The sequence below is a fragment of the Pilosibacter fragilis genome (assembly GCF_032490495.1).
Lineage (GTDB): Bacteria > Bacillota > Clostridia > Lachnospirales > Lachnospiraceae > Pilosibacter > Pilosibacter fragilis.
The window spans coordinates 107200-131364 of sequence record NZ_JAVYJB010000003.1 but is presented as its reverse complement, the minus strand read 5'-3'; the positions used below and the strand labels follow the sequence as shown (position 1 = coordinate 131364).

Annotated in this window: 23 protein-coding genes; 16 read left to right on the top strand and 7 right to left on the bottom strand. The window is 48.4% G+C overall.

What is annotated here, in order from left to right:
* Window positions 1-59 precede the first annotated feature (59 nt).
* The 7 genes from ABCW45_RS03210 to ABCW45_RS03180 all read left to right on the top strand — a co-directional run bounded on the left by ABCW45_RS03210 (window position 60) and on the right by ABCW45_RS03180 (window position 8557).
* Window positions 60-2129 (top strand): aminopeptidase, encoded by a 2070-nt coding sequence (locus ABCW45_RS03210; RefSeq protein WP_343220256.1) that lies wholly within the window; start codon window positions 60-62, stop codon window positions 2127-2129.
* A 402-nt stretch (window positions 2130-2531) separates the two neighbouring features.
* Window positions 2532-3050, top strand: coding sequence for a 5-(carboxyamino)imidazole ribonucleotide mutase (gene purE / locus ABCW45_RS03205; protein ID WP_015553540.1), 519 nt, complete (start codon window positions 2532-2534; stop codon window positions 3048-3050).
* A 208-nt stretch (window positions 3051-3258) separates the two neighbouring features.
* Window positions 3259-4290, top strand: coding sequence for a phosphoribosylformylglycinamidine cyclo-ligase (gene purM, locus ABCW45_RS03200; protein ID WP_343220255.1), 1032 nt, complete (start codon window positions 3259-3261; stop codon window positions 4288-4290).
* A complete protein-coding gene (gene purN / locus ABCW45_RS03195) occupies window positions 4284-4877 on the top strand; it encodes a phosphoribosylglycinamide formyltransferase (protein ID WP_015553538.1) in 594 nt (197 codons plus the stop codon). The genes purM and purN overlap by 7 nt, the downstream gene beginning before the upstream one ends.
* 80 nt (window positions 4878-4957) lie before the next feature.
* Window positions 4958-6235: a phosphoribosylamine--glycine ligase gene (gene purD / locus ABCW45_RS03190; protein WP_015553537.1), complete on the top strand. Its 1278-nt coding sequence runs from the start codon at window positions 4958-4960 to the stop codon at window positions 6233-6235.
* Between the two features lie 152 nt (window positions 6236-6387).
* A complete protein-coding gene (locus ABCW45_RS03185; RefSeq protein WP_343220254.1) occupies window positions 6388-7608 on the top strand; it encodes a diaminopropionate ammonia-lyase in 1221 nt (406 codons plus the stop codon).
* Between the two features lie 160 nt (window positions 7609-7768).
* Entirely contained in the window at window positions 7769-8557 is a 789-nt protein-coding gene (locus tag ABCW45_RS03180; protein ID WP_015553535.1) for a tRNA threonylcarbamoyladenosine dehydratase, read from the top strand.
* Window positions 8558-8690: 133 nt separating this feature from the next.
* Here ABCW45_RS03180 and ABCW45_RS03175 read toward each other — a convergent pair whose 3' ends face one another.
* Entirely contained in the window at window positions 8691-8981 is a 291-nt protein-coding gene (locus ABCW45_RS03175; RefSeq protein WP_343220253.1) for a DUF4368 domain-containing protein, read from the bottom strand.
* The gene (locus ABCW45_RS17890; protein WP_420324472.1) at window positions 8921-9259 is read right to left on the bottom strand and encodes a plasmid mobilization protein; all 339 of its coding nucleotides are present in this window, start codon (window positions 9257-9259) and stop codon (window positions 8921-8923) included. The genes ABCW45_RS03175 and ABCW45_RS17890 overlap by 61 nt, the downstream gene beginning before the upstream one ends.
* Before the next feature lie 217 nt (window positions 9260-9476).
* Here ABCW45_RS17890 and ABCW45_RS03170 point away from each other — a divergent pair, with 217 nt between their 5' ends.
* The 7 genes from ABCW45_RS03170 (at window position 9477) to ABCW45_RS03140 (ending at window position 17135) form a co-directional block, all read left to right on the top strand.
* The gene (locus ABCW45_RS03170; RefSeq protein ID WP_117484219.1) at window positions 9477-10094 is read left to right on the top strand and encodes a TetR/AcrR family transcriptional regulator; all 618 of its coding nucleotides are present in this window, start codon (window positions 9477-9479) and stop codon (window positions 10092-10094) included.
* Window positions 10095-10198: 104 nt separating this feature from the next.
* The gene (locus ABCW45_RS03165) at window positions 10199-11974 is read left to right on the top strand and encodes an ABC transporter ATP-binding protein (protein ID WP_343220252.1); all 1776 of its coding nucleotides are present in this window, start codon (window positions 10199-10201) and stop codon (window positions 11972-11974) included.
* Window positions 11971-13701 carry an ABC transporter ATP-binding protein gene (locus ABCW45_RS03160; protein ID WP_117484221.1) on the top strand — a complete coding sequence of 577 codons (1731 nt, stop codon included), beginning with the start codon at window positions 11971-11973 and terminating at the stop codon, window positions 13699-13701. Before ABCW45_RS03165 ends, ABCW45_RS03160 begins: the two co-directional genes overlap by 4 nt.
* A 1-nt stretch (window position 13702) precedes the next feature.
* Entirely contained in the window at window positions 13703-13888 is a 186-nt protein-coding gene (locus ABCW45_RS03155; protein WP_117484222.1) for a cysteine-rich KTR domain-containing protein, read from the top strand.
* Window positions 13889-14284: 396 nt separating this feature from the next.
* Window positions 14285-14749 (top strand): RNA polymerase sigma factor, encoded by a 465-nt coding sequence (locus ABCW45_RS03150; RefSeq protein ID WP_181968364.1) that lies wholly within the window; start codon window positions 14285-14287, stop codon window positions 14747-14749.
* Window positions 14712-14927 (top strand): helix-turn-helix domain-containing protein, encoded by a 216-nt coding sequence (locus tag ABCW45_RS03145; RefSeq protein ID WP_343220251.1) that lies wholly within the window; start codon window positions 14712-14714, stop codon window positions 14925-14927. The genes ABCW45_RS03150 and ABCW45_RS03145 overlap by 38 nt, the downstream gene beginning before the upstream one ends.
* 816 nt (window positions 14928-15743) lie before the next feature.
* The gene (locus tag ABCW45_RS03140; protein WP_343220250.1) at window positions 15744-17135 is read left to right on the top strand and encodes an alanine/glycine:cation symporter family protein; all 1392 of its coding nucleotides are present in this window, start codon (window positions 15744-15746) and stop codon (window positions 17133-17135) included.
* 172 nt (window positions 17136-17307) lie between these two features.
* Here the strand turns inward: ABCW45_RS03140 and ABCW45_RS03135 are convergent, their stop codons facing one another.
* Entirely contained in the window at window positions 17308-17736 is a 429-nt protein-coding gene (locus tag ABCW45_RS03135; RefSeq protein ID WP_343220249.1) for a hypothetical protein, read from the bottom strand.
* 199 nt (window positions 17737-17935) lie between these two features.
* Here ABCW45_RS03135 and ABCW45_RS03130 point away from each other — a divergent pair, with 199 nt between their 5' ends.
* Window positions 17936-18199, top strand: a complete 264-nt coding sequence (locus ABCW45_RS03130) for a helix-turn-helix domain-containing protein (RefSeq protein WP_015553524.1) — start codon at window positions 17936-17938, stop codon at window positions 18197-18199.
* Here ABCW45_RS03130 and ABCW45_RS03125 read toward each other — a convergent pair.
* Together ABCW45_RS03125 and ABCW45_RS03120 are read right to left on the bottom strand one after the other, a co-directional pair.
* Window positions 18153-18563 carry a helix-turn-helix domain-containing protein gene (locus ABCW45_RS03125; protein ID WP_117470705.1) on the bottom strand — a complete coding sequence of 137 codons (411 nt, stop codon included), beginning with the start codon at window positions 18561-18563 and terminating at the stop codon, window positions 18153-18155. The two genes, ABCW45_RS03130 and ABCW45_RS03125, sit on opposite strands and share 47 nt — an antisense overlap.
* 450 nt (window positions 18564-19013) lie before the next feature.
* The gene (locus ABCW45_RS03120) at window positions 19014-20378 is read right to left on the bottom strand and encodes an MATE family efflux transporter (protein ID WP_117504428.1); all 1365 of its coding nucleotides are present in this window, start codon (window positions 20376-20378) and stop codon (window positions 19014-19016) included.
* A 323-nt stretch (window positions 20379-20701) separates the two neighbouring features.
* Here ABCW45_RS03120 and nudC point away from each other — a divergent pair, with 323 nt between their 5' ends.
* Entirely contained in the window at window positions 20702-21586 is an 885-nt protein-coding gene (nudC, locus tag ABCW45_RS03115) for an NAD(+) diphosphatase (protein ID WP_343220248.1), read from the top strand.
* 352 nt (window positions 21587-21938) lie between these two features.
* On the opposite strand, the gene ABCW45_RS03110 is transcribed toward nudC, so the two are convergent.
* Together ABCW45_RS03110 and ABCW45_RS03105 are read right to left on the bottom strand one after the other, a co-directional pair.
* The gene (locus ABCW45_RS03110) at window positions 21939-22835 is read right to left on the bottom strand and encodes a LysR family transcriptional regulator (RefSeq protein WP_015553520.1); all 897 of its coding nucleotides are present in this window, start codon (window positions 22833-22835) and stop codon (window positions 21939-21941) included.
* 272 nt (window positions 22836-23107) lie between these two features.
* Window positions 23108-24133 carry a DUF4392 domain-containing protein gene (locus ABCW45_RS03105; RefSeq protein ID WP_343220247.1) on the bottom strand — a complete coding sequence of 342 codons (1026 nt, stop codon included), beginning with the start codon at window positions 24131-24133 and terminating at the stop codon, window positions 23108-23110.
* Window positions 24134-24165: the final 32 nt, after the last annotated feature.

The window sequence follows — 24165 nt, the reverse complement described above, 5'->3', positions numbered from 1 at the left end:
CGGTCCGGAGCGCATCTTTTTCAGGTGCGGAAAATGAACGTGAAATGGAGGCATGACACATGGAACAAGATCTGATCAGAGAGCGCTATGACCTTTCCATGGCGCGGATCCAGGAAATTCTGACGGAAGAGACGGTACCGGAAAACTACCGGGATTATTTTAGAAAAGTGACAGAGTTCATTATCCAGTGCGGCGAGGTCTTAAAGGCGAAAGAGGACGGAAGCCTGGATCAGATGACACTGGAAGAGGGAAGAACGTTAAACCATAAGCTCTATGTGGATGTTCTTCCGGAAAACTATGAGACAAGCTATACGAATCCGGCTTACGCGGTGAAGACACTGGGGGAGGAGTACGGAAAGCTTCTTTCCTATCTCTATGCGGAGATCCGCGGGGATATCATTTACGCGTTTGAGGGACGTGTTCTGGATCTCGTGATCGGAAACGAGGCACTGATCGAGATCTACAATCTCTTTGAGGGCGAGACACTTCCGGCAGCGAAGGAGATCAAGGACGTGCTCTACTGGAGCGCCAGCGACTACTGTGATGTGACTCTGACTTACCGTGTACAGGAAGGCGTGGATCCAAAGCTTGACTTCGCGAAAAAGATCATCATGGAGAGTGACCTTTCCGATCTCTCGTATCTCTACCGGTTCGGTGCGTATATTTCCCCGGAAGAGGAGAAGACAGCGGCGTTCTTAAACAGCCTGCCGGAGGAAGAGATCAGGAAGATGGCAGATACCTATACTGACGGATATATCCGTGGATTTGAGGTCATGGGCCGGGATCTTTCGAAGAAGAAGACGGTGTCAGTGCGTTATCCGATCGGTTTTGAACGCATGGTACGCCAGGCAGTAAAAAATTTCGAGTCAGCGGGGCTTTCGGTGATCTTTTGCAGAAGTGCTGTGGGCAGCATCAACCGGAATCCGGCAGGACACAGCGGATACGCATCCTCTTCCCCGAACAGACAGTATGATTATGACCATCGTTATGACAGCGCAGTCTATATGGATAAGGCGTTCCGTGACCGGAAGATCGGTGTCTTAAAGACGGCCTACGAGCAGTATAAAGAGGACGCAGTCGCTTACGCGGGACCGGCGGTCATCGAGACCTTCGGCGAGCCGGGCTTTGATCCGGTGAATAAGCCGGAGGCATGGGCGTTTACGGAGAAACAGCAGAACCTTTATCTGGAGTACAGGAATCTCTCTATGCCGGTGGTGAACGAATATATTCCGGGGGATGAGACGAGCTTTACGATCATCGCGTTCCCGGTTCCGGCAATCGGGGAACTGTTCCCGGAGATCTTTAAGGAGACGATCCGGATCAACACCCTGGATTACGAACTTTACCGTGACATGCAGCAGAAGATCATTGATGTTCTCGATACGGCAGAGTATGTGGAGATCACCGGAAAAGGGGAGAACCAGACGAACATGCAGGTCCAGCTGGCTGCGATTTCCAACCCGGAAAAGCAGACGAAGTTTGAGAACTGTGTGGCGGATGTAAATATTCCGCTTGGCGAGGTGTTCACTTCCCCGAAGCTTGCGGGAACGAACGGAATCTTAAATGTGGGAACGGTTTATATCGGAGATATCCAGTACCGGAATCTCCGCATGGAATTCAAGGACGGCCGTGTGGTTTCAGCGGTATGCGATAACTTCGTGGAAAATGGAGTGATCGATCAGGAAGCCGGACACCGTCTCATCGTGCAGGGAATCATGAACGGTCATGAGACGCTGCCCCTCGGTGAGTTTGCCATCGGAACGAACACGACGGCCTACGCCATGGCGGAGAAGTTTGGAATTCTGAACCGTCTGCCGATCCTCATCGTCGAGAAGATGGGACCGCACTTTGCAGTTGGCGACACCTGCTACAGCTGGTCTGAGGACAGCCCGATGTACAATCCGGACGGCAAGGAGATGATCGCGAGAGACAACGAAGTTTCTATATTAAGGAAGGAAGATGTCTCGAAGGCGTACTTCGGCGTCCACACGGATATCACGATCCCATATAAGGAGCTGGAGAGAATTTCCGCAGTCCATACAGACGGAACGAAGACAGATATTATTCTGGACGGAAGGTTTGTGCTGGCGGGGCTGGATGAATTAAATAGGCCGCTGGATGAAAAATAAGAAAAAGTTGTAACTGTGAAGATACAGAATCGTTACAAAAAGTTTTATCAGACTGCAAAACCAGAATAGCATAGAGAAAATTATGAACACAGTGGTTATGCAGCTGATGACAGGACACCCTGAAATATGTAATTCATTTATGTATTTCAGGGTGTTTTTACATAATTACACTGAGCGTGGACACTTGTGATCCCAGGAAAAGCCGCTGACAGACCGATGGATGGGAAGAATATTATATTTTGCAGTATCACATCACTGCATGAAGTTGGCAGAATCTACGGATTCCTACTTGACGCGCATAAAAAAACCTTGTATTATGATTGATAAGGAAATATTGTTACTAAAAAGCTATTTATTAGTATTACTTATCAATAATCGTTACACTCATAAGGAGAAAAAACAATGGCAAAAGTTGGAATTGTAATGGGCAGTGACTCTGATATGCCGATCATGGCACAGGCTGCCGAGGTACTGGAACAGTTTGGTATTGATTTTGAAATGACGATCATTTCCGCTCACAGAGAGCCGGATACATTTTTCGAGTACGCAAAGAGCGCCGAGAGCAAAGGCATGAAGGTCATTATTGCCGGCGCAGGCAAGGCAGCTCACCTTCCGGGTATGTGCGCAGCGATCTTCCCGCTTCCGGTCATCGGAATCCCGATGAAGACTTCTGACTTAGGCGGCGTGGATTCCCTCTATTCTATCGTACAGATGCCGTCCGGAATCCCGGTAGCGACCGTAGCGATCAACGGAGGAAAGAACGCCGGAATCCTTGCGGCAAAGATCCTTGCGGCATCCGATCCGGAACTCCTTGAAAAATTAAAAGCTTATTCCGAGAAGATGAAGACGGAAGTTGAGAGCAAGGCTGAGAAGCTCGACAAGATTGGATACAAAGAGTATCTTGCTTCCATGAAAAAATGACAAGTAACAGAGATATTAAAAACAGAGTTCCCGCAGACAGAAAGGTGAGTAGCTGCCGGGTATTGTGTTTCCAGCAGGGTCTGATGAAGACACAGTGTAAACTCATATAAGCATAAAAAATATAGAAATCGGGACATGATCGCGCATGCAGCATGCAGAATGTGCAGAGAATGTCCGAGAACATAAGATTCTCCAGGAGGAAATACATATGGATTACAAGAAAGCCGGAGTTGATATCGAGGCTGGTTACAAGTCTGTAGAACTGATGAAAGAGCATGTTAAGAAGACCAGGCGTGAGGAAGTTTTAGGAGGTCTTGGCGGATTTTCCGGTGCATTCTCCCTCGCAAAGATCAAAGATATGGAGGAGCCGGTCCTTCTTTCCGGTACTGACGGATGTGGAACAAAGGTGAAACTTGCGATGATCATGGACAAGCATGACACCATCGGTATCGACGCAGTTGCCATGTGTGTCAACGATATCGCGTGTGCAGGCGGTGAGCCGTTATTCTTCTTAGACTATATTGCATGCGGCAAAAACTATCCGGAAAAGATCGCGGATATCGTAAAAGGTGTTGCGGAAGGCTGTCTCCAGTCTGAAGCTGCCCTGATCGGCGGTGAGACCGCAGAGCATCCGGGTCTTATGGCAGAGGATGAGTATGACCTTGCAGGTTTCTCCGTTGGCGTCTGCGATAAAAAGGATATGATCACAGGCGAGGATCTTCAGCCGGGTGATGTGCTGATCGGAATGGCTTCCACAGGCGTTCACTCCAACGGTTTCTCTCTTGTCCGCAAGGTATTTGAGAAAGAGATGACTGCGGAGGGCTTAAATACATATTACGACGAGCTTGGAAAGACTCTTGGTGAGACACTTCTCGCTCCGACAAGAATCTATGTGAAAGCTTTAAAGAACGTGAAAAAAGCAGGCGTTACCGTAAAGGCATGCAGCCATATCACAGGCGGCGGCTTCTACGAGAATGTTCCGCGTATGTTAAAGGATGGCGTCCGCGCTGTGATTCATAAAGACAGCTACCAGATCCCGCCGATCTTCCCGCTGATGCAGAAAAAGGGCGAGATCGATGAGAAGATCATGTACAATACCTTCAACATGGGAATCGGCATGGTCGTTGCAGTCGCTGAGGAAGATGTCCGCACAACGATGGCAGCCATGAAGGCAGCAGGAGATATCCCGTACATCATCGGATCCATCGAGGCAGGAGAAAAGGGAGTGACCTTATGTTAAGAGTCGGCGTTCTTGTTTCCGGCGGAGGAACGAATCTTCAGGCGATCTTAGATGCCATCGACGCGGGAACGATCCGCAATGCGAAGGTAGAGGTCGTCATCAGCAACAACGCAGGCGCGTTTGCTTTGGAGCGCGCGAAAAAGCATGGGATTCCGGCTGAGTGTCTTTCCCCGAAGGATTTTGCGTCCAGGGAGGAGTTCAATGAGGCACTGGTTGCTAAAATCGATTCCTATGAGCTGGACCTCATCGTGCTGGCAGGATATCTCGTGAAGATCCCTGCAGCCATGATCGAAAAATACAGAGATAAGATCATCAATATCCACCCGTCTTTGATTCCGTCCTTCTGCGGTGTCGGCTTCTACGGATTGAAGGTCCATGAGGCTGCTCTTCGGAGAGGTGTAAAGATCACCGGTGCGACGGTACATTTTGTGGACGAGGGAATGGATTCCGGTCCGATCATCTTACAGAAGGCTGTTGAAGTGGAAAAAGGTGACACGCCGGAGGTCCTTCAGCGCCGCGTCATGGAACAGGCAGAGTGGAAGATCCTGCCGAAGGCCATCGACATGATCGCAAACGGAGAGATCTGATACAGGATAGAAGACAGCCGTTCCTGGCTGCGCGGGGCGTATACAGGAACGGCTTCACTGATAAGCAGGAGGAAAAACGAATGAAGGTTTTAATCGTTGGCAGCGGCGGAAGAGAGCATGCGATCGCATGGAAGGTCGCACAGAGCAAGAAGGTCGATAAGATCTACTGTGCACCGGGCAATGCAGGTATTTCTGAAGTAGCGGAGTGCGTGCCGATCGGTGCCATGGAATTTGATAAATTAGTTGCTTTCGCGAAAGAAAAAGAGATCGATCTTACTGTGATCGGTATGGATGATCCGCTTGTAGGCGGAATCGTTGATGTCTTCGAGAAAGAGGGACTCCGTGTATTCGGACCGAGAAAGAACGCGGCGATCCTCGAGGGTTCCAAGGCATTCTCCAAGGATCTTATGAAGAAGTACAATATCCCGACAGCGGCTTATGAGACATTTACAGACCCGGAAAAGGCGCTGGAGTATCTTGAGACCGCAAAGATGCCGATCGTACTGAAGGCAGACGGTCTTGCGCTTGGAAAGGGCGTTCTGATCTGCCAGACATTGGAAGAGGCAAAAGAGGGCGTTAAGACCCTGATGATGGATAAGAAGTTCGGCTCCGCGGGTGATGAGATCGTCATCGAGGAGTTTATGACAGGCCGTGAGGTATCCGTACTGTCCTTCGTGGACGGAAATATCGTGAAGATCATGAGCTCCGCCCAGGATCACAAGCGTGCGAAGGACGGCGACCAGGGCTTAAATACCGGCGGTATGGGCAACTTCTCTCCGAGCCCGTTCTACACGAAGGAAGTCGACGAGTTCTGTAAGAAATATATCTACCAGCCGACCGTTGACGCCATGAAGGCAGAGGGAAGACCGTTCAAGGGAGTTATCTTCTTCGGTCTCATGCTGACCCCGGACGGCCCGAAGGTCCTGGAGTACAACGCGAGATTCGGCGACCCGGAGGCGCAGGTCGTTCTCCCAAGACTGGAAAACGATATTGTGGACGTCTTCGAGGCATGTATCGACGGAACGCTCGATCAGGTCGACTTAAAGTTCGACAATGACCGCGCGACAGTATGTGTGATCTTAGCGTCCGACGGCTACCCGGTAGAGTATAAAAAAGGATTCCCGATCGAGGGACTTGAGAAGTTCAAGGGAAAAGACGATTACTATGTCTTCCACTCCGGCACAAAATTCAACGAAAACGGTCAGATCGTCACCAACGGCGGCCGTGTCCTCGGTGTGACCGCCACCGGAAAAGATCTGAAGGAAGCCAGAAAGAAGGCTTATGAGGCTACGGAATGGATATCATTTGAGAATAAGTATATGAGACATGATATTGGTAAGGCGATCGAAGAGGCGTAAGCCGATTGTGATGTGTGAAAAAGTATAGGAGGAAGACCTTTTGTGGAGAGATTCGTGAAGGGTCTTCCTTTTTAATATCCGGATTTTTACTGCGAATTTATGGCACGTATGTTATAATTTTATAATTGAAAGATCGTGGAAAGGGGATTCTTATGGCAAAGAAATTAGAAGAGGAATACGGAACAAAAGTTTTGATGAATGTACCGGAAGTGGATCAGGTGGATCTTTCGGCGTTTTCTGAGGGAAAGGCGAAGGAGACGAGGAGATTTCATGAGAGTATTCCGGCGTATAACCGGACACCGCTGGTGCAACTGCGGGGGCTTGGCGGCAAGCTTGGTGTAAAAGGAATCTTTGTGAAGAACGAGGCGGAGCGGTTCGGGATGAAGGCGTTTAAGGGACTGGGCGGAACGTATGCGATGTTTCGGATCCTGTGCCGGGAGCTGGGGCTTGATCCAGGAAAGGTGGATTTTTCGGAATTTCAGAAAGTGGATGTGCGGGAAAAGACTGCGAAGTACACGTTTGTGACGGCGACGGATGGAAACCACGGAAAGGGTGTTTCCTGGGCTTCCGGGCTCTTTGGGGCACATGCTTACGTCTATATGCCGAAAGGCACCGTAAAGGCCCGTGAGGAGGCTGTACGGCAGGCTGGTCCGGCGGAGGTGACAGTCACAGACTGGAATTACGATGATACGGTAAAATACGCGAAGAAGATGAGTGAGGAGCACGGATGGTTTCTGATCCAGGATACTTCCTGGGACGGATATGAGGAGATCCCAGGCTGGATTATGGACGGGTATCTTACCATGGCGTCGGAGGCGGCGGAGCAGACCGAGGCAGCGGGAGAGATTCCGACCCATGTGTTTTTGCAGGCAGGCGTCGGCTCCATGGCGGGGGCTGTCGCGGGATATCTTGTAAACCATTACGGGGAGAAGGCACCGAAGATCATGATCGTGGAACCGGACGTGGCGGATTGTATTTTCAGATCCGGGGAAGCGGGGGAACTTTGCTCGGTGGACGGAGCGCCGGAGACCATCATGGCGGGATTAAACTGCGGAACACCGTGTAAATCTATCTGGCCGGTGTTAAAATCGGTTCCTGCGGCTTACGTTACCTGTAAAGACTATGCGGCTGCCCATGCCATGCGGGCATACGCAAAGCCGGCGGGGGATGATCCGGTGATAGTATCCGGCGAATCCGGGGCATCGACTATGGGAGCTGTACTGATGCTGTTGGAACGCCCGGAACTTGAGGCTGCGAGAAAGGCGCTGGGACTTGGAGCGGATTCCGTGATCCTGCTGATCAACACGGAAGGCGATACGGATCCTGTGTCCTATCGGAATATTGTGGAGTGCGGGGCGTATCCGTTGCCGTAAGTCTAACAACAGAGTGATCGAGGGTACGGTACACGTGCAATGTCAGTAACTGATCGAGTGGTGAAATCGCGAAATAATGAAGCACTCTCTTTACACATATCAAACTAGTGGGTATAATGGTATCTGGTCAATTGAAGTACAGACAGGATTGGAGTTAGATATGTTAAATCAGTTCTCGAGAACACAGCTCCTTTTAGGAGCGGAAAATATGGACCGTCTCGCGAAGGCAAAGGTGGCGATCTTTGGTATCGGCGGAGTCGGCGGATATGTGGCTGAAGCGCTGGCGAGAAGCGGAGTCGGCTCTTTTGTGCTGGTGGATGACGATAAGGTCTGCCTCACGAACATCAACCGACAGATCATCGCGACGAGAAAGACCATCGGACAGTACAAGGCGGAGGTCATGCGTGACCGGATCCTGGAAATCAACCCGGACGCCCAGGTGGAGGTCAGAAAGTGCTTTTACCTTCCGGAAAACGCCGACGAATTTGATTTCACGGAGTATTCCTATGTGGTGGATGCTGTGGACACCGTGACAGCAAAGCTTGAGATCATCATGAGAGCCATCAGCTGCGAGATTCCGGTCATCAGCAGCATGGGGGCAGGAAACAAGCTGGACCCGACACAGTTCCATGTGGCAGATATCTATAAGACCAGCATGTGTCCGCTTGCGAAGGTCATGCGCCGCGAGTTAAAGAAGCGCGGAGTGAAGAAATTAAAGGTGGTTTATTCCACAGAGCCGCCGGTAGAGCAGCAGGAAGACATGAGCATCAGCTGCCGGAAAAACTGTATCTGCCCGCCGGGTGCAAAGCATAAATGCACCGAGCGCCGCGCGATTCCTGGAAGTATCGCGTTTGTTCCGTCCGTTGCGGGACTGATCCTGGCGGGGGAGGTCGTGAAGGATCTCTGTGTGATGCCGCCGAAGAAAGCGGAGCAGCAGGAGAACGCGTAGTTTTCTTTGGGGCAGCATGAATTTAAACTGCATTTAGAAAGATGAAAAAGGATACCAAAAGGTCGGCACTCATAAAACAGCATAGAGTTGTTTTCGAGAAACGGCATAGCTTCAGCTATGCCGTTTCTCCGTTTTACAGGTCAGCGAGCAAGGACGCGGGGAGTATCCCCACAAGGTCATAGGAAATGTCAATCTGCTGTTCCCTATGTCCGCTTAACTTGTCGGGAGCGTGAACATATACCGCCTTTATCATGTCATTCAAGACAGCGGGCGTCAGCTCGTCCAAATCAAGATACTTCCGTACCTTGCCGATAAACCTGTCAATGTTTTCTGCCTGTTCTTCCTGCTGTATCATTTCTTCATTCAGTTGCAACAGCTTTTCCCGCAGTTCTTCCCGCTCCTGCTCGTAATCGTCAGAGAGCATTTGAAATCTGCTGTCAGAAAGTTTCCCGTTGGCGTTATCTTCGTAAATACGCTTGAATAGCCTGTCCAATTCCTCAATGCGCCGTTCCGCTTGTGTAAGCTGTCTTTTCTTCGCCGCAAGTTCCTTTCTAAAACAATGATGTACCTGTCAATCAGCATTTTACGGGAGTAAGCAGATAGGTTCATGGTCGGTATCTGCCTCATTTTTTCCTCAATCAACGTCCGTTCGTCCTCCGTCACTCGGACAATGATGTGCACGTTCCGTTTTCTATTTTCCATTCGCAGTTCTCCTTTCACTACCTACAACACCACAGGAGGCGGTTTTGCCAAAGTTTCAGAGAAAGATTTTTCAAAAAGTTTTCTTACTTCTTAATACGGAGAAAATCGAAAAATGCCAATTCTATAATGCAAAATTTTCAAACTATTGACAAAGCGCCCTCTTTACTGTATCATATAACAGTAATATATAACGATGTTATATGAGAGGAGTGAGTTAATGAATGAAGTAGAGCAGACGACATTACACTTAATTCTTTCAGCCGCCATGCAGGAATTTCTTGAAAAAGGTTTCAAGTCTGCTTCCTTGAGAAACATCGTCAAAACAGCAGGGGTAACAACAGGGGCATTATATGGCTACTACGACAGCAAAGAGGATTTATTTGAAGCATTGGTAGGTAAACATTACAACTTTTTGTTAGATTGCTTTCGCAAGGCGCAAAAAGAATTTGCAGAAATCCCGCCGGAGGAACAGCCTGACAATCTTACCTCTACTTCCGGCGAGTGTATGTATGAAATGCTTTTGTACGCCTATGAACACTTGAATGAATTTAAGCTCATTCTTTGTTGTTCCGAGGGAACGCGCTTTTCAAAGCTGATTGACGAAATGGTGGAAATAGAAACAAATGCAACACATGATTATTTCAAGGTGCTTGAAAGGTTGGGCAGGCCGGTTCCCTCGATTGATAAACGGTTAGAGCATATTTTGATTACTGGAATGTTCAACACTTTTTTTGAATTGATTATACATGAAATGCCGCTTGAAGAAGCAAAGCATTATCTAAAAGAAATGCGGGCTTTTTACACCGCAGGGTGGATGAAAATTATGGGGCAATAAGCCCTATAATTTTTACATGTAAGTTAGTTATTGCTAACTCAAAAAGTGGATATTTGAGGTTTCCATAATCTCTTTTATCATAAAAATTTTAAGGAGGTTTTTCAATGAAAAAACAGTCTAATCTATCAAGATTGATGGGTTATGCCGGAGGGCATAAAATATTGACCTATCTTTCCTGGGTACTGTCAGTCATGAGTGCGCTATTGGCTCTTGTGCCGTTTTGGTATATATGGCGTATCATTCACGACATACTGGAAGTTTCCCCGGATTTTTCAAAAGCGGGGAATGTTACAAGCTACGGTTGGTCTGCCGTATTGTTTGCGGTTATCTCTATTGTTGTCTACATAGCCGCTTTGATGTGTTCGCATTTGAGCGCGTTCCGGGTTGCCGCAAATATCCGAAAAGAGCTTATGCGGCATATCACAGCCCTGCCGCTGGGGGTAACAGAAAAGTACGGAAGCGGCAATCTGCGAAGGATTGTTAACACCTCAAGTGCCGCAACGGAAACCTATCTTGCACACAGGCTGCCCGACAAAGCGGGAGCGATTGCTACCCCCATAGGGCTGCTCTTTCTACTGCTTGCTTTCGATTGGCGGTTAGGGCTTTTGAGTCTTGTTCCCGTTGTGCTTGGCTTTTTGATTATGATGAAAATGACCGGAAAAGACATGGCGCAGAGAATGGAACAATACCAAAATTCACTTTCCGACATGTCAAATGAAGCCGTTGAATATGTACGGGGTGTACCCGTAGTAAAGACGTTCGGGCAGACAATCTTTTCTTTCAAACGCTTCAAAGATGCGATAGACAATTATGAAGCATGGGTAATTGCGTACACAAAGGGGTTGCGTCTGCCCATGATGTTCTATACAACGGCAATCAACGGCGTATTCGCGTTTCTGATTGCCGGCGGTATTCTCTTTACAAGGGGCGGCGTAACAAATGAACTGCTGCTAAACCTTATCTTTTATATTGTGATTACTCCTGTCATTGGTACAACACTCACAAAAATTATGTTTATGAGCGAGGACGCAATGATTGTAGGGGACGCATTAGGCAGAATTGATGAAGTGCTAAACGAAAAACCATTGTCTGAAAGCACCGTGAATAATACCCCTAAAGACAATGGAATTACATTAGAACACGTTAGCTACAGCTATGACGGAGAAAAAAACGCGCTGAATGATGTGTCACTTCGGGTTGCACCGGGACAGGTGATTGCATTGGTAGGTGCGTCCGGCGGCGGCAAGACGACCCTTGCAAATATTGTAACAAGATTTTTTGACCCGCAAAAAGGGCGCATACTGATAGGGAATATCGACATACGCGACATTCCAAAGGAAACATTGATGAATAAGGTGTCCTTTGTATTTCAGAATAGCCGTCTTATCAAAGCGTCCATATTGGAAAATGTGCGTATGGCAAAGCCTGACGCTACACGTGAAGAAATCGCTCATGCACTGGAAGTTGCACAATGCCTGGATATTATCGAAAAATTACCGAATGGCATTGATACGGTTGTGGGTACAAACGGCGTGTACCTGTCCGGCGGTGAACAGCAAAGAATAGCGATTGCCCGCGCAATTTTGAAAAATGCGCCTATCCTAATTCTGGATGAAGCGACCGCATTTGCTGACCCCGATAATGAGGTGCGTGTACAGAAGGCTTTATCTGCTCTCTCAAAGGGAAAAACTGTTATTATGATTGCACACAGGCTATCGTCAATCACAGGTGTTGATTGTATTTATGTAATGCAAGACGGCGAGATTGTCGAGAGCGGCACGCATAATGAGTTGATAGAGAGAAACGGCATATTTGCAAGAATGTGGAAGAATTATTCCGAAGCAGCAGAATGGAAAATTGCAAAGGAGGTAACAGCATGATTAAAACATTGCAAAGACGATTTGCGTTATCAAGACAAGGAGCTGTCGATTTGATAAAAGGTTGTATTGCCTGCGTTTTGCAGGATATATCGTTTATGCTTCCGGTGGGGCTGCTCTATAATTTTGTCATTGACACCATGAACGGGGGCGTAAATGGAAGCCGCATTGCTTTCTATGGGGTTGGCGTTTTGGTTTGCTTATACCTTATCTTTGTTGCAACTTGGTTTCAATATAACGCCACCTATTTAGCGACTTATGTGGAAAGCGGAGTAAGACGCATTTCGTTAGCAGAGCAGCTCCGCAAAATCCCCTTATCCTTTTTTGGAAAAAAAGACCTTGCCGATTTAACAAATTCCATTATGGGCGATTGTGCCACACTTGAACAGGCATTTTCCCATTATGTACCCGCTTTGGCAGGCTCCCTTGTTTCAACAACGTTGATTGCAATTTGTCTTTTTTCTTATGATTGGCGTATGGCTCTTGCGGCTGTTTGGGTTTTGCCGATTGCATTTACAATCGTATTCTTTTCAGCCCGCATACAGGAATATTTCAACCGTAAATCCGTAGCGGCAAATGTCGCGCTTGAAAGTGGCGTACAGGAGTGTATCGAGAGTTTACAGGACTTAAAGGCGAACAATGCAGAAGAAAGCTATCTGAAAGGACTGGACAAGAAAATTGATGATGTGGAAAAGCGGCACATTATAACAGAACTTGGAACGGCACTTTTTGTTGTTTCCTCAACATTGATATTAAAGTTTGGAATTGCTACGGTTGCGCTTGTAGGCTCTGCGCTGCTCATTCAAGGGGAGATTGATATTCCGCTGTTCTTTCTATTTCTGCTTGTAGCCTCAAGGCTGTATGCCCCGCTGGAGGGCGCATTGCAAAACCTTGCCGCAGTCATATCCACAAAAACGAACATAGACCGCATGAATGAAATCCTTGACCAGCCAATTCAGACGGGCGGCAATACACTAACAAATAAAGGCTATGATATTGTGTTCGACCATGTAGGATTTGCTTATAATACCGGGGAAACCGTATTGAAAGATGTGTCCTTTACGGCAAAGCAAGGAGAAGTTACCGCTTTAGTCGGACCGTCCGGCGGCGGCAAAACTACGGTGTCACGTCTTGCCGCCCGGTTTTGGGATATAAGCAAAGGCAATATCACTGTCGGCGGTATGGATATATCGAAAATAGAGCCGGAAACACTGTTATCACTGTACTCTATCGTGTTTCAAGACGTGACGCTGTTTAACAATACAATCATGGAAAATATCAGAATAGGCAGAAAGGACGCAACAGATGAAGAAGTGATTGCAGCGGCAAGATTAGCAAATTGTGAAGAATTTGCGGCAAAGCTCCCGGACGGTTATCACAGTATGATTGGTGAAAACGGCTGCGAACTGTCCGGCGGTGAAAGGCAGCGTATTTCAATCGCCCGCGCTTTCCTCAAAAATTCCCCTATCATCTTACTTGACGAAGCAACGGCAAGCCTTGATGTAGAGAATGAAACATTGATACAGGCTGCCTTGTCAAGGCTGATAAAGGATAAGACCGTACTTGTTATCGCCCACCGTATGCGTACCGTAAGCGGCGCGGATAAAGTAGTTGTGCTTTCAGACGGTTCCGTTGCCGAACAGGGAACGCCAGAAAAACTGATGAACACAGGCAAAATTTATCCGCATATGGTAAAGCTGCAAATGATTAGCGGGGATTGGGGCATTTAGTATGAATAACGAATGGATAATATGTCCCATATGCCACAGCAAAACAAGGTTGAAGATACGGAACGATACTGAACTGAAAAACTTTCCCCTATACTGCCCAAAATGCAAGCAGGAAACTCTTATTAGCGTACAACAAATGAATATATCAGTTATCATAGAGCCAGACGCAAAGACGCAGAGCCGATAACACGCAGGTTTGAAATGTGGTTATCGGCTCTTTCTTTTTTGACAACCTATGCGATTGCTGACAGATTGCAACTCAGGCGACAGTTTTATGAAGATAAAGCCGCCGTTCTCCTTTTGCAAAATTGGATTTACAGGGACGTGATAAAGTCGCCCATTTTTAGGGACATGGCGGTATCTTTGGAGGTATCGTCATGTCCATTTTATGTCAACACGGTTTTCCAATCAGTAGCCTATTAAAAAAAGCTCTTTCCTGCCTATGGGATATTGCGGCTATCAAGAGGAACTTTTACATCATCATAAATGCCCTACTACATCATATAGCATAACCGCCTGTTCAGTTTTTCGCTGCACAGGCGGTTTTGTTATAGCCCTCATTCCAAACGGAAAGGGGGTGAGAATGATGTTATCCACAGAATACAGAGAAAGTATCGAACGCCGCTTTCACGCATTTTGCAAAGCCGTATTGCACAATGAAGCCTGTAATTATTACAGGGAAAGGAAACACAGAACGCAGCGCGAGATATCCTTTGGATACTTGCAAGAGAACACGTCTTTTGCGCCTCACAGTGTAGACGAATACTTTGTCTTGCAGGACAAGTCGACTGCCTTTGCAGTCAACGGGCAGACGGTTATTATTGACAGCGAGAAGTTAGCAAAAGCCTTGTTGTGCCTATCGGAGCGTCGGCGGGAAATTATCCTTATGCGCTATTATCTGCAATTAAGAGATAAGCAGATTGGGGCGTTATTGGGAAAGCCACGCACAACGGTCAACTATCAGAAAAACGCAGCTTTGAAACAGTTGCGGACAGAAATGGAGAAGATGAATGATGAGGAACAGCAAATACAACCTTGTTCCCTATGAAGTGATTGAAAGAGCAATCACAGGCGATACCGCCGCGCTCCTTGCGGTACAGGAACGGAACAAAGCCTATATGGGCAGACTAAGCGGAGGGAACGCCGATATGAAGGAGCGATTAAACGAAAAGCTGCTCATGGATGTTATGAAGTTTCGACTGGACTATCAACCACCGAGCAAATAGCAAAGCCATGAAAAACCGTCAAGGGTCAAGATAAACGGGCTGCGCCCGCCCTTGACGGCTTTTCATGTCCTTGCCATGGGACAATCAAGAGGGCGCAAACGGATAGACCGCTTGCGCCCTCTCTAAATTATGGGGTTTTCTGTTACGCAGTAGGGTTTGAAAAATCCTGTATTCATGCGGCTTTGCAAAAGCAAAATGAGTGGCGGCAAGGGGAATACTCATACCCCTCAAAATGGCGTTCTACTGCGTAACAAAACGGACATATCGCCGTTTAGACGATACGCCCGTTTTGCTTTGCCCCCTGTATGGCAGCTACCCTGTTTCAGTTTGTTGTGATACTGTTTTATGAGTAGCTACCAAAGAGGTGTCCTTTTTTATTTACGCGAGCAACGAGCCAAAGTCCATGATTGAATGAGACCTTGGAGACTGCCGCAATAACTTGAGAAGCTCGCAAAGCGTGCTCCTCATAGTTTATACGGACAAGAAGATAAAGTTCAGACTCGCATGAGCATCAGAGTGGCTGGGTACCAGCGTCGTTTGTTCAGGGGACCGAAACAGGGGGGGATCAGTCTCGATAACCTGAGGGGCTTAAAATAGCTGCGTATTTTTTACCTCATAATATAACTGATAATTCATTCCCACATACGAGCTATTCATAAGGATTACTTGACAGCACACATTATAAACGTGTATAATAAAAACTTGTACATGCCAATTTAACAGACTGGCGCGTTTTAGTATTGAAGCCTGAAAAGTACGCTTTGGGGGAGCGGGCGCCTGTCTGTCATGTTATATCGAAAAGGAGAAAATTTACTTATGGTAACAGCAGTTATCGAAGCGGTGTACCGCTTCTTATGGGGAGACCTGTTTACGATTCCGCTGGGGAACGGAAATGGGATCGGGATTCCGCTTCTTGTTTTGCTTTTAATTCCAACGGGAGTCTATTTTACGCTTCGGACAAGATTTCTTCCGGTCCGCCTGTTTCCGGACATGATCCGGGCTTTGAACGGAAAGAAACAGGAGGAAGGCGGCCTGTCACCGATCCAGACTTTGTTTGTGTCCACAGCGACCCGAGTAGGAATGGGAAACCTCGTGGGAGTCGTTGCGGCGATCTCGGCAGGCGGTGCCGGTGCTGTGTTCTGGATGTGGCTGTCGGCGGCGCTTGGGGCCTCCACAGCGTTTGTGGAGGCGGCTTTAGCGCAGCTTTATAAGGAAAAGGACCCGCTCTACGGCGGTTACCACGGTGGTCCGGCTTACTATATCCACAGCTATGCGGAGAGGGTGAGAAAGAAGAAACTGAAACGTTCCGTGATCGCGGTCCTGTTTGCGCTGTCCGGCCTGATCTGCTGGGGTGGAATCAGCCAGGTCATCAGCAACTCTGTGGCGTCGTCATTTGAGAATGCCTTTGGAATTTCGCCGCTCGTGACGACGGTAGTCCTCGTCGTGATCTCTGCGGTGATCGTTATGAGAAAGAACGCTACGGTCCGCGCCCTTGATGTGATCGTTCCGATCATGGCGGGCTGCTATTTTGTGATCACCCTGTTTATCATCGCGACCCATTTGAGTAGTGTTCCTGGCGTGTTTGCGAGGATCTTTGCGGAAGCCTTCGGCCTTCGCCAGATCGCGGCGGGCGGCTTTGGCGCGGTGCTCATGAACGGCGTGAAGCGCGGCCTGTTTTCCAATGAGGCTGGTTCCGGTTCCGCACCATGCGCGGCGGCTGCGGCGGAGGAGAGCAATCCGGTAAAGGTCGGTCTCGTGCAGGCGCTTGGCGTATTTATCGACACCATCGTGATCTGCAGCTGCACGGCGATGATCATGCTGCTCGTCCCGGAAGAACTGATGACGGGGCTTGTGGGAATGGATCTTTTACAGAAAGTCATGAGCTACTATATGGGTGAGTTCGGCGTGGTATTTATCGCGGTGACGCTGGCGTTATTCAGCTTCTCAACGTTCCTCGGTATCCTGTTCTACGCTAGATCCAACGTTGCGTACCTGTTCGGAAACCGTTGGATTTATCAGACACTCTACAAGATCTTTGCTTTGATCATGCTGTTCGTCGGCGGACTGCAGGCGTACACGGTGGTGTGGGATCTCGGAGACGTGGGCGTTGGTCTTATGACGGTGTTTAACCTGATAGTGCTGTTTCCGCTGTCAGGGGAGGCACTGCGGGCGCTGAAGGAGTATGAGGAGAAAAAGATAAATAAGTAAGAAATAAAGTAACTGTTCCGCAGGTCTGCGCACTTGCCGCGTTGACCGTATGAGACACAGGGAAAAGGCGCTGAACAGTTACGAAATAAAGAAAAAAGATCTGTCAGGATACCGAAGATAGTTTCGTACGGTATGCTGGCGGATCTTTTTTATGGACTTTTCCTGGGAAAAACTAACCGCGGATTCTTGCATGGACTCCGGAAGTGAGATCCGGATGGCGCAGACCGCAGATCCGCTTTTCGGTTCCGCCGCCGATAAATACACGCTTCCAGACGTCCTGGTTTAATTCATCATCGTGGACATACACTTCGATATCGCTCATCGTCGGAAGAGGATTGCCGCCGAGCGTGAAATTTCCGGCCGCATCCTGGAGCAGAATTCCTTCCTTCACGATATCCTTCTGCATGTAGGAAGAGACGAACTGCGCGGAGGAGAGGTGGGTGACAAGTTCTAACATCAGGTCTATTTTCAAGCTGTCCTCAGCGGACATTTTCGTCTTATTCAGCGCGTCCGTGAGCTGTGATTCATATTTTCCGAGAAAACTGCTGCACGCAGATTCCAGCTCGGAGAGATCCTGTTTTAATTCTTTTGTGATTTCCATAAATAAATCCTCCTTTGAAAAGTTGTATATTTAAGAGATCTGCTCCTGTGGTGCGGCAGCAGGATCATATTATTTTGGTTTGATAATGCGTACCAATAAAATCTTCTTGTGACATCCAGTGAATGTCATGACTGTTTTAATAATAACATATATTGTTTGGAGTGACAATTAGTGAATGCCAAACAAGGAGTGTTATTATATGTACAAAAACAAGTCAATATCCGGCAGGAACAATATCTGCGGGATCAAGATCCGTGAACTTCGCAGCAGGATGAACGATGTTTCACAGAAACGACTGGCGGATATGCTTCAGCTTCTCGGTCTGGACCTTGATAAGAACGCGATCCAGAGGATTGAGAGCGGAAAGAGGTTTGTGACCGATATTGAACTGAGATACTTCGCAAAAGTCTTAAATGTCAGTTATGAGGAGCTTTTGAGTGAGGACACTCCTGAGGCAGATTAAAGATTCCTGAGTAACAGGTTCCCGCGAAGGTATCTGCCCGTGCCACATGCCGCCTTTTTGCGGAAAAGTCATCTTTGTCCTGGACCAGATAGGCAATCTCGTAAGGAAGGCTGTCATCGAAGATACGGTGGTAAGCGACACTTCCGTCCTCATGGACCAGAAGCCTTTCCAACGGAACCTTGAACAGCTCACCGAGGACCAGCATATTCGGAAGAGAGGGGAGCGATTCCCCGCGAAGCCACTTATAGATCGACTGGGGACTGTCCAGTTCCAGTGCATCCTGGAGATCGCGGACTGTCATCTTTCTTTTTAACATTTCATCCCGGATCTTTTTTCCGGTCAGCGTTTTCGATAATTCTTTCATACATCATCCTCCAAATTTCCAATCAGGGCAGACTGATGTCAGCTGTCGGCCATTAAAAAATGTTTCTGGCAGCGGGTAATGTAAGTATTCATTAATTTTCATAGGGAAACGGACGACGGATCCTTGTCGCCGGTATATGAGACTTAGAACCTCTGTTTTGTAAGTAGCTATATCATACTATAAAATTCGCGGTTTGTCTTGAACTAAAAGGTTAAAATCACATATTTTTTGAAAAAAATTTATAAGAAAATGCTGACGGACAGAAATGCAGATCATCGGAGAATGCGAAAAGACGAGGAATGATTTTGAACTTCGGAAAAGAGGTAATAACAAAAAGGCATGTAAACTTCAGTCTGGCAAAGCCGTTTCATACACGGAAATAACCGGGAGAAACGACCTGTCAGGACGTAAGCTTACATGTCTGAAAAATTCGATTCTTTAATTAAAAAACTATTTTCCCTGCTGTGCTTTCAACGGAATGATCTCCTTACGGTACACATGGACAAGGCACACACCGCTGAAGATGATCGCGAAAGCTTCGGCGATCGGGAAGGCAAACCACACGGTGTGAAGACCACCGATCCTTGCGAAGATAAATGCCACCGGCAGAAGAACGACAAGCTGACGGAACACGGAGATCCATAAACTCAGCATTCCATGTCCAAGTGCCTGGAACAGGGAAGTACAGACGATGGAGCAGCCCGCAAACAGGAAACTGATGGAGATGATCCGGAGTGCCGGAATGCCGATGGAGAGCATCGTATCGGAGGCGCTGAAGATCATTAAAAGCTTATCCGGCATGAGCTGGAAGACAGCGAAGCCGCACAGCATGATCGTTGTAGCGTACACAGCGGCCAGCTTTATGGTTCCCATAATTCGGTCCGGTTTTCCGGCACCGTAGTTGTAGGCGATGATCGGAACGGTTCCGTTGTTTAAACCGAAGACCGGCATGAACACGAAGCTCTGGAGCTTGAAGTAGACACCGAATACAGCTGTCGCCGTGGAAGAAAAGGCAATAAGGATCTTGTTGATTCCAAAGGTCATGATACTTCCGATGGATGCCATGATGATGGACGGAACGCCCACCGCGTAAATGTGGCGTATGATCTCACCGTTGGGCTTAAAGCTCCTGAGGGAGATCGTGATCTCGTGGTTTTTCGTCTTATTTAAGTAAAAACCGAGGCCGAAGGCGATGATCTGTCCGAAAACAGTGGCGCCTGCGGCACCGGCGATCCCGAGAGCCGGTGCTCCGAAGTAACCGAAGATCAGGATCGGGTCCAGGACGATGTTGATGATGGCGCCGAGTCCCTGGGTGTACATGGAGTAAATCGTTTTTCCGGTAGACTGTAAGAGACGCTCACATGCGATCTCCATAAAGAGTCCGAAGGAAGCGATCGTGCAGACTCTCAAATAAGTAGTTCCGAGATCCACAATCTCCTCGATATCGGTCTGGAGACGGAAGAACTGTCTCGCAAAGAAGAGACCGAAGAGCGCGAATACGATGTAGCTCATAGCCGCCAGGAACAGCGCGTGGTCCGCGATCCTGTTGGCGCGATCAAAGTTCTTTTCGCCGAGATTTCTTGAGAGGGCAGCATTGACACCGACGCCGGTTCCGGTCGCCACGGCGATCATCAGGTTCTGCGCCGGGAACGCCAGGGATACGGCGGTCAGGGCATTCTCGCTTAACTGCGCGACGAACATACTGTCCACAATGTTATAGAGTGCCTGGACGAGCATCGAGATCATCATTGGTACGGACATGGAGATCAGAAGCCGGTTTAGCGGCATGACGCCCATTTTGTTTTCTGTTGCCATTTGGGTAACTCCTTTCGTAAAACATAGATAACCGTGAAGAAATTTCACGGTTACAAATAAACATACATTCTCCCTTTGTGAAGGGACACTGAATGGCATTATAAGGCAAATGAACATGTTCGTCAACCGAAACAGGGAAACATATGGCGGAGTTTCTTTGAGGAACTGTGCAGAGCGGAAGGTTTTGATGGATTGACAAAAATGAATGCCCGTCGTATCATGGAAATGATGTGAAAATTTTAAGGTTTTGCCGGGTCGGCAGCAGAAACTGAGAGGTGCTGCGGGGAGGCAGAAACTTGTGTCAACGAATAAGGAGTATAGGAATGATCCAGGATATCAACCCGCATAAATTTGACCTGACCTACGGACAGCCGAAGGCGCAGGATGAGGACTTTGTCCTTTATATAAAGAAGAGTAAGACACTTTTAAGAAAAGTGGACGAGGAAAATCACGAGATTCCGAAGTTTTCTGATTTCCCGGAGGACAAAGAGCTGCTGAAAGAAAGCGCGTATTATCTGTTCGCCATCGATGGAAATCATTATTACTATGTGACGGAGATGCCGAGATATGATTCCGATGTCTATGAACTCTGTTCGACAGCGGCGTACAGAAAGATGCATCCGATGTATCAGGCTTTCGCGGGAATCACGGCGACACAGATTCATCGCTTTAAAGAGAGCAGAAAGTACTGCGGACGCTGTGGTCATCTGATGGAGAACAGCAAGACTGAGCGTGCGTTAGTGTGCCCGGAGTGCGGACAGACGGAGTATCCGAAGATCTCTCCGGCTGTCATCGTTGCAATCTCCGACGGGGACAGACTTTTAATGTCCAGATACCGCGTGAACAACAACCCGTACCGCGGATACGCGCTGATCGCCGGTTTCGTGGAGATCGGGGAGAGCTTTGAGGAGACGATCCACCGTGAGGTCATGGAGGAGGTCGGACTGAAGGTCAAGAACATCCGCTATTATAAGAGCCAGCCATGGGCATTCTCTGACACGGAGATGATCGGATTTTTTGCGGAGTTAGACGGACCGGATAAGATCAAGCTTCAGGAAGATGAGCTCTCTGAGGCGGGATGGTACCACCGCGACGAGATCCCGGATGAGACGATGATGAACAGCATCGGAAGTGAGCTTAAGATGGTGTTTAAGTATGGAAGTCTTGAGAAGTTTTATGAAGTGACTGGGTATAAGGACCAGAATTAGGGATTTGGTTTGTAAAAACGCGTGCGGAGACTGCGCCTGGAGGAGTGGTTGAGCGTACATAAGAAAAATGAGAGTAAATGTTCAGTAGGTCTACGCACTTGCTGCGCTGACCGTAAGAAAACCTAGGCAAAAAGGCAAAAATCCATCGGCGTAGCCGATTTGGAATGGATTTTTGCATGTAACTGTGAAGGTACTGAACAGTTACAAATGAGAAACTAAAAAGAGCCGTGAACTGGATTTTGTAATTGATCGGAATTCAGTTCCCGGCTCTTTTTTGCGGGCGATTCGTACTTATATTGTTTGTTTGCCAATTCTGGGAAGATCGGTATTAAAAATGCCCGCGATTGTCAGATCATGCTTTGTGGAATGTCCGGGAGAATTCCATGAATTCTCTCAGGGTATCCGGCATATCCTGAGGATGGCAGCAGAAGCCGATGACGCGTTTCGGGATCGGGATATCTAACGGGATCTCAATGAGTGTACCGTTTTTCAGGTCATCCTCGACGAAATCTTTGATGACGCAGCCGATTCCGAGTCCGATCCGGGAGAATTCGATGAGGAGTTCCATGTCAGTGGTCTCCAGGATCTGGTTGATCTCGATCTGGTTGTCAGCCAGGTAGGCGTCCACATGTTTCCGGCTCATATTGGAGCGGTTTAAGAGCATGATGTTTCCGGTTTTAAAAATATCGGTGTCATTGCCTTCTCTCAGATGGAGGTTTTCCAGATAGGCCGGAGTACAGACGAATGCATCGCTGATTTCCATTACCGGCTGGAAGTGGAGGCCTTTTTTGCTTTTTGGCTCCGCCACGAGTCCGATATCGATCTTTCTGGCATCCAGCATGTCGAGGGTCTGGTAGGTGGACTGGCTCTCGATGGCGATGTTTACGTGCGGGTATTTTCCGATGAATCCTTTTAAGTAGGGGAGAAGGACGTATTTGCACAGGGTGTTGCTGACACCGATCTTCAAGTTCCCGATATGGAAATCATGGATCCGCTTCAGTTCGCGTTCGCCGCGGCCGATGGAGTCGAAGGCGGTGTTCACATGCTGGAAGAGGATCGCGCCTTCTCTTGTTAGTTGGACGCCGCGGGAGTTTCGGCTGAAGAGTTTGATGCCGAGGCTTTCTTCAAGTTTGCTGATGGCTTTGCTGATGGCAGGCTGGCTGATGTAGAGTTCTTTGGCGGCGCGGGAGATGTTGCCGCAACGGGCTACTTCGTAGAAGATTTTGTATTGTGACAGGTGCTGTTCCATAAAAATACTGCCGTCCGGGTGGGACCGCAGGAGTATAACCCCCTTTCATATGTGGTATTCGTATTATTTATGTCTATTATATAGAATGGGGGTGGGGGATGTCAATATGAAATGTGCGGGGGATTGGCTAAAGGGTACGTGCTGGCCTGGGATGTGGCTGCGGGGCACCCGGATCCGGACCCAGGCCAGCGCTGAGATTGGCTGCGCGAGGGTGGCCAGCCGAGTGTATTGGCGGGATCGCAGGCGCTGCGCTGTGCGATATGGAGATTACTTTATGCAATTGCACATATGTCCAGTTCTTTCTTTAAGATGTCGTTAACAGAATCCAGGATTCCGAGATGCGTCTCGAGATCCAGGCGGTCGACGGTCATTTCGTTCTTTTTGGTGCAACCGTCTACGCTGCCGGCGGCTACGGCGAGGCGGAGAGACTCGGTCTCTTCCTCGCGGGTCGGGAGGAGATTTTTTTCAGCGAAGAGGGAGCAGAGGGCGGCGATACCAATTCCCCACCAGTTGGAGACGCCGCTGGCGAGGGTGATGTCGGCGGATTCAGCGGTGCAGATCGTTCCACCGAAGGGAACGAAATGTTCGATTACGTCGCGGTAGGTGCCCATGCCCATCTCGTTGCCGCCGTCGCCGATGGAGATGGTGGTGGCTCCGGATTTTTTTGCTTCGGAGAGAAAGAGGGCGGAGTCAGTGATCATGTCATCGAGGACTTCGCCGCGCATGCTGTGGTAGTGGCCGTTGGCGGCTTTACCAGGGCGTTCTAAGGAGATGAGGTGAGTTGGGGCGAAGGTTTTGATGCAATTTCGGATGAAGTCGCCGGTGTCTGTTTTAGGGAGCATCATGAGTTTTGCTTTTGGAGCGCGGTAGCAGACAACGTCGCTTACAATGGAAAAGGCGGGCTCATCGGTGATCACGAGGACGGAGGCGCCGAGAGCGGTCAGGGCTGCTGCAATATCAGCGGTGCCTAAGGGGCCGTCGGTTTCACCAACAAAAGAGCCGTCGCTGAGTCGGACCGGAAAGCCGGTTAAGAGAATGACACGGCGGGCGTCCGCGAGCGTGTTTAAGGTTTCCTGGATCGGATTGTCCGGGAGTGCTTTTAAGAGCCCACGGTTTCCGAAATCCTGTTTCATAATGGTATCCAGATCTTTAAAAAATGTCATGGTATTTATCCTCCAAATATGTTTGATGAGGGGGAAAACTTTTTTCACTGCTGTGTGTATGAAAAAGCCGATATGGATCGTTTTTCGGATTTCAGGCAACAAAAAAAGCCACTGATCCCCTGTTGGAAGATTCATGGCTCTTATTTACGGAGGGAACATCCGGGCAG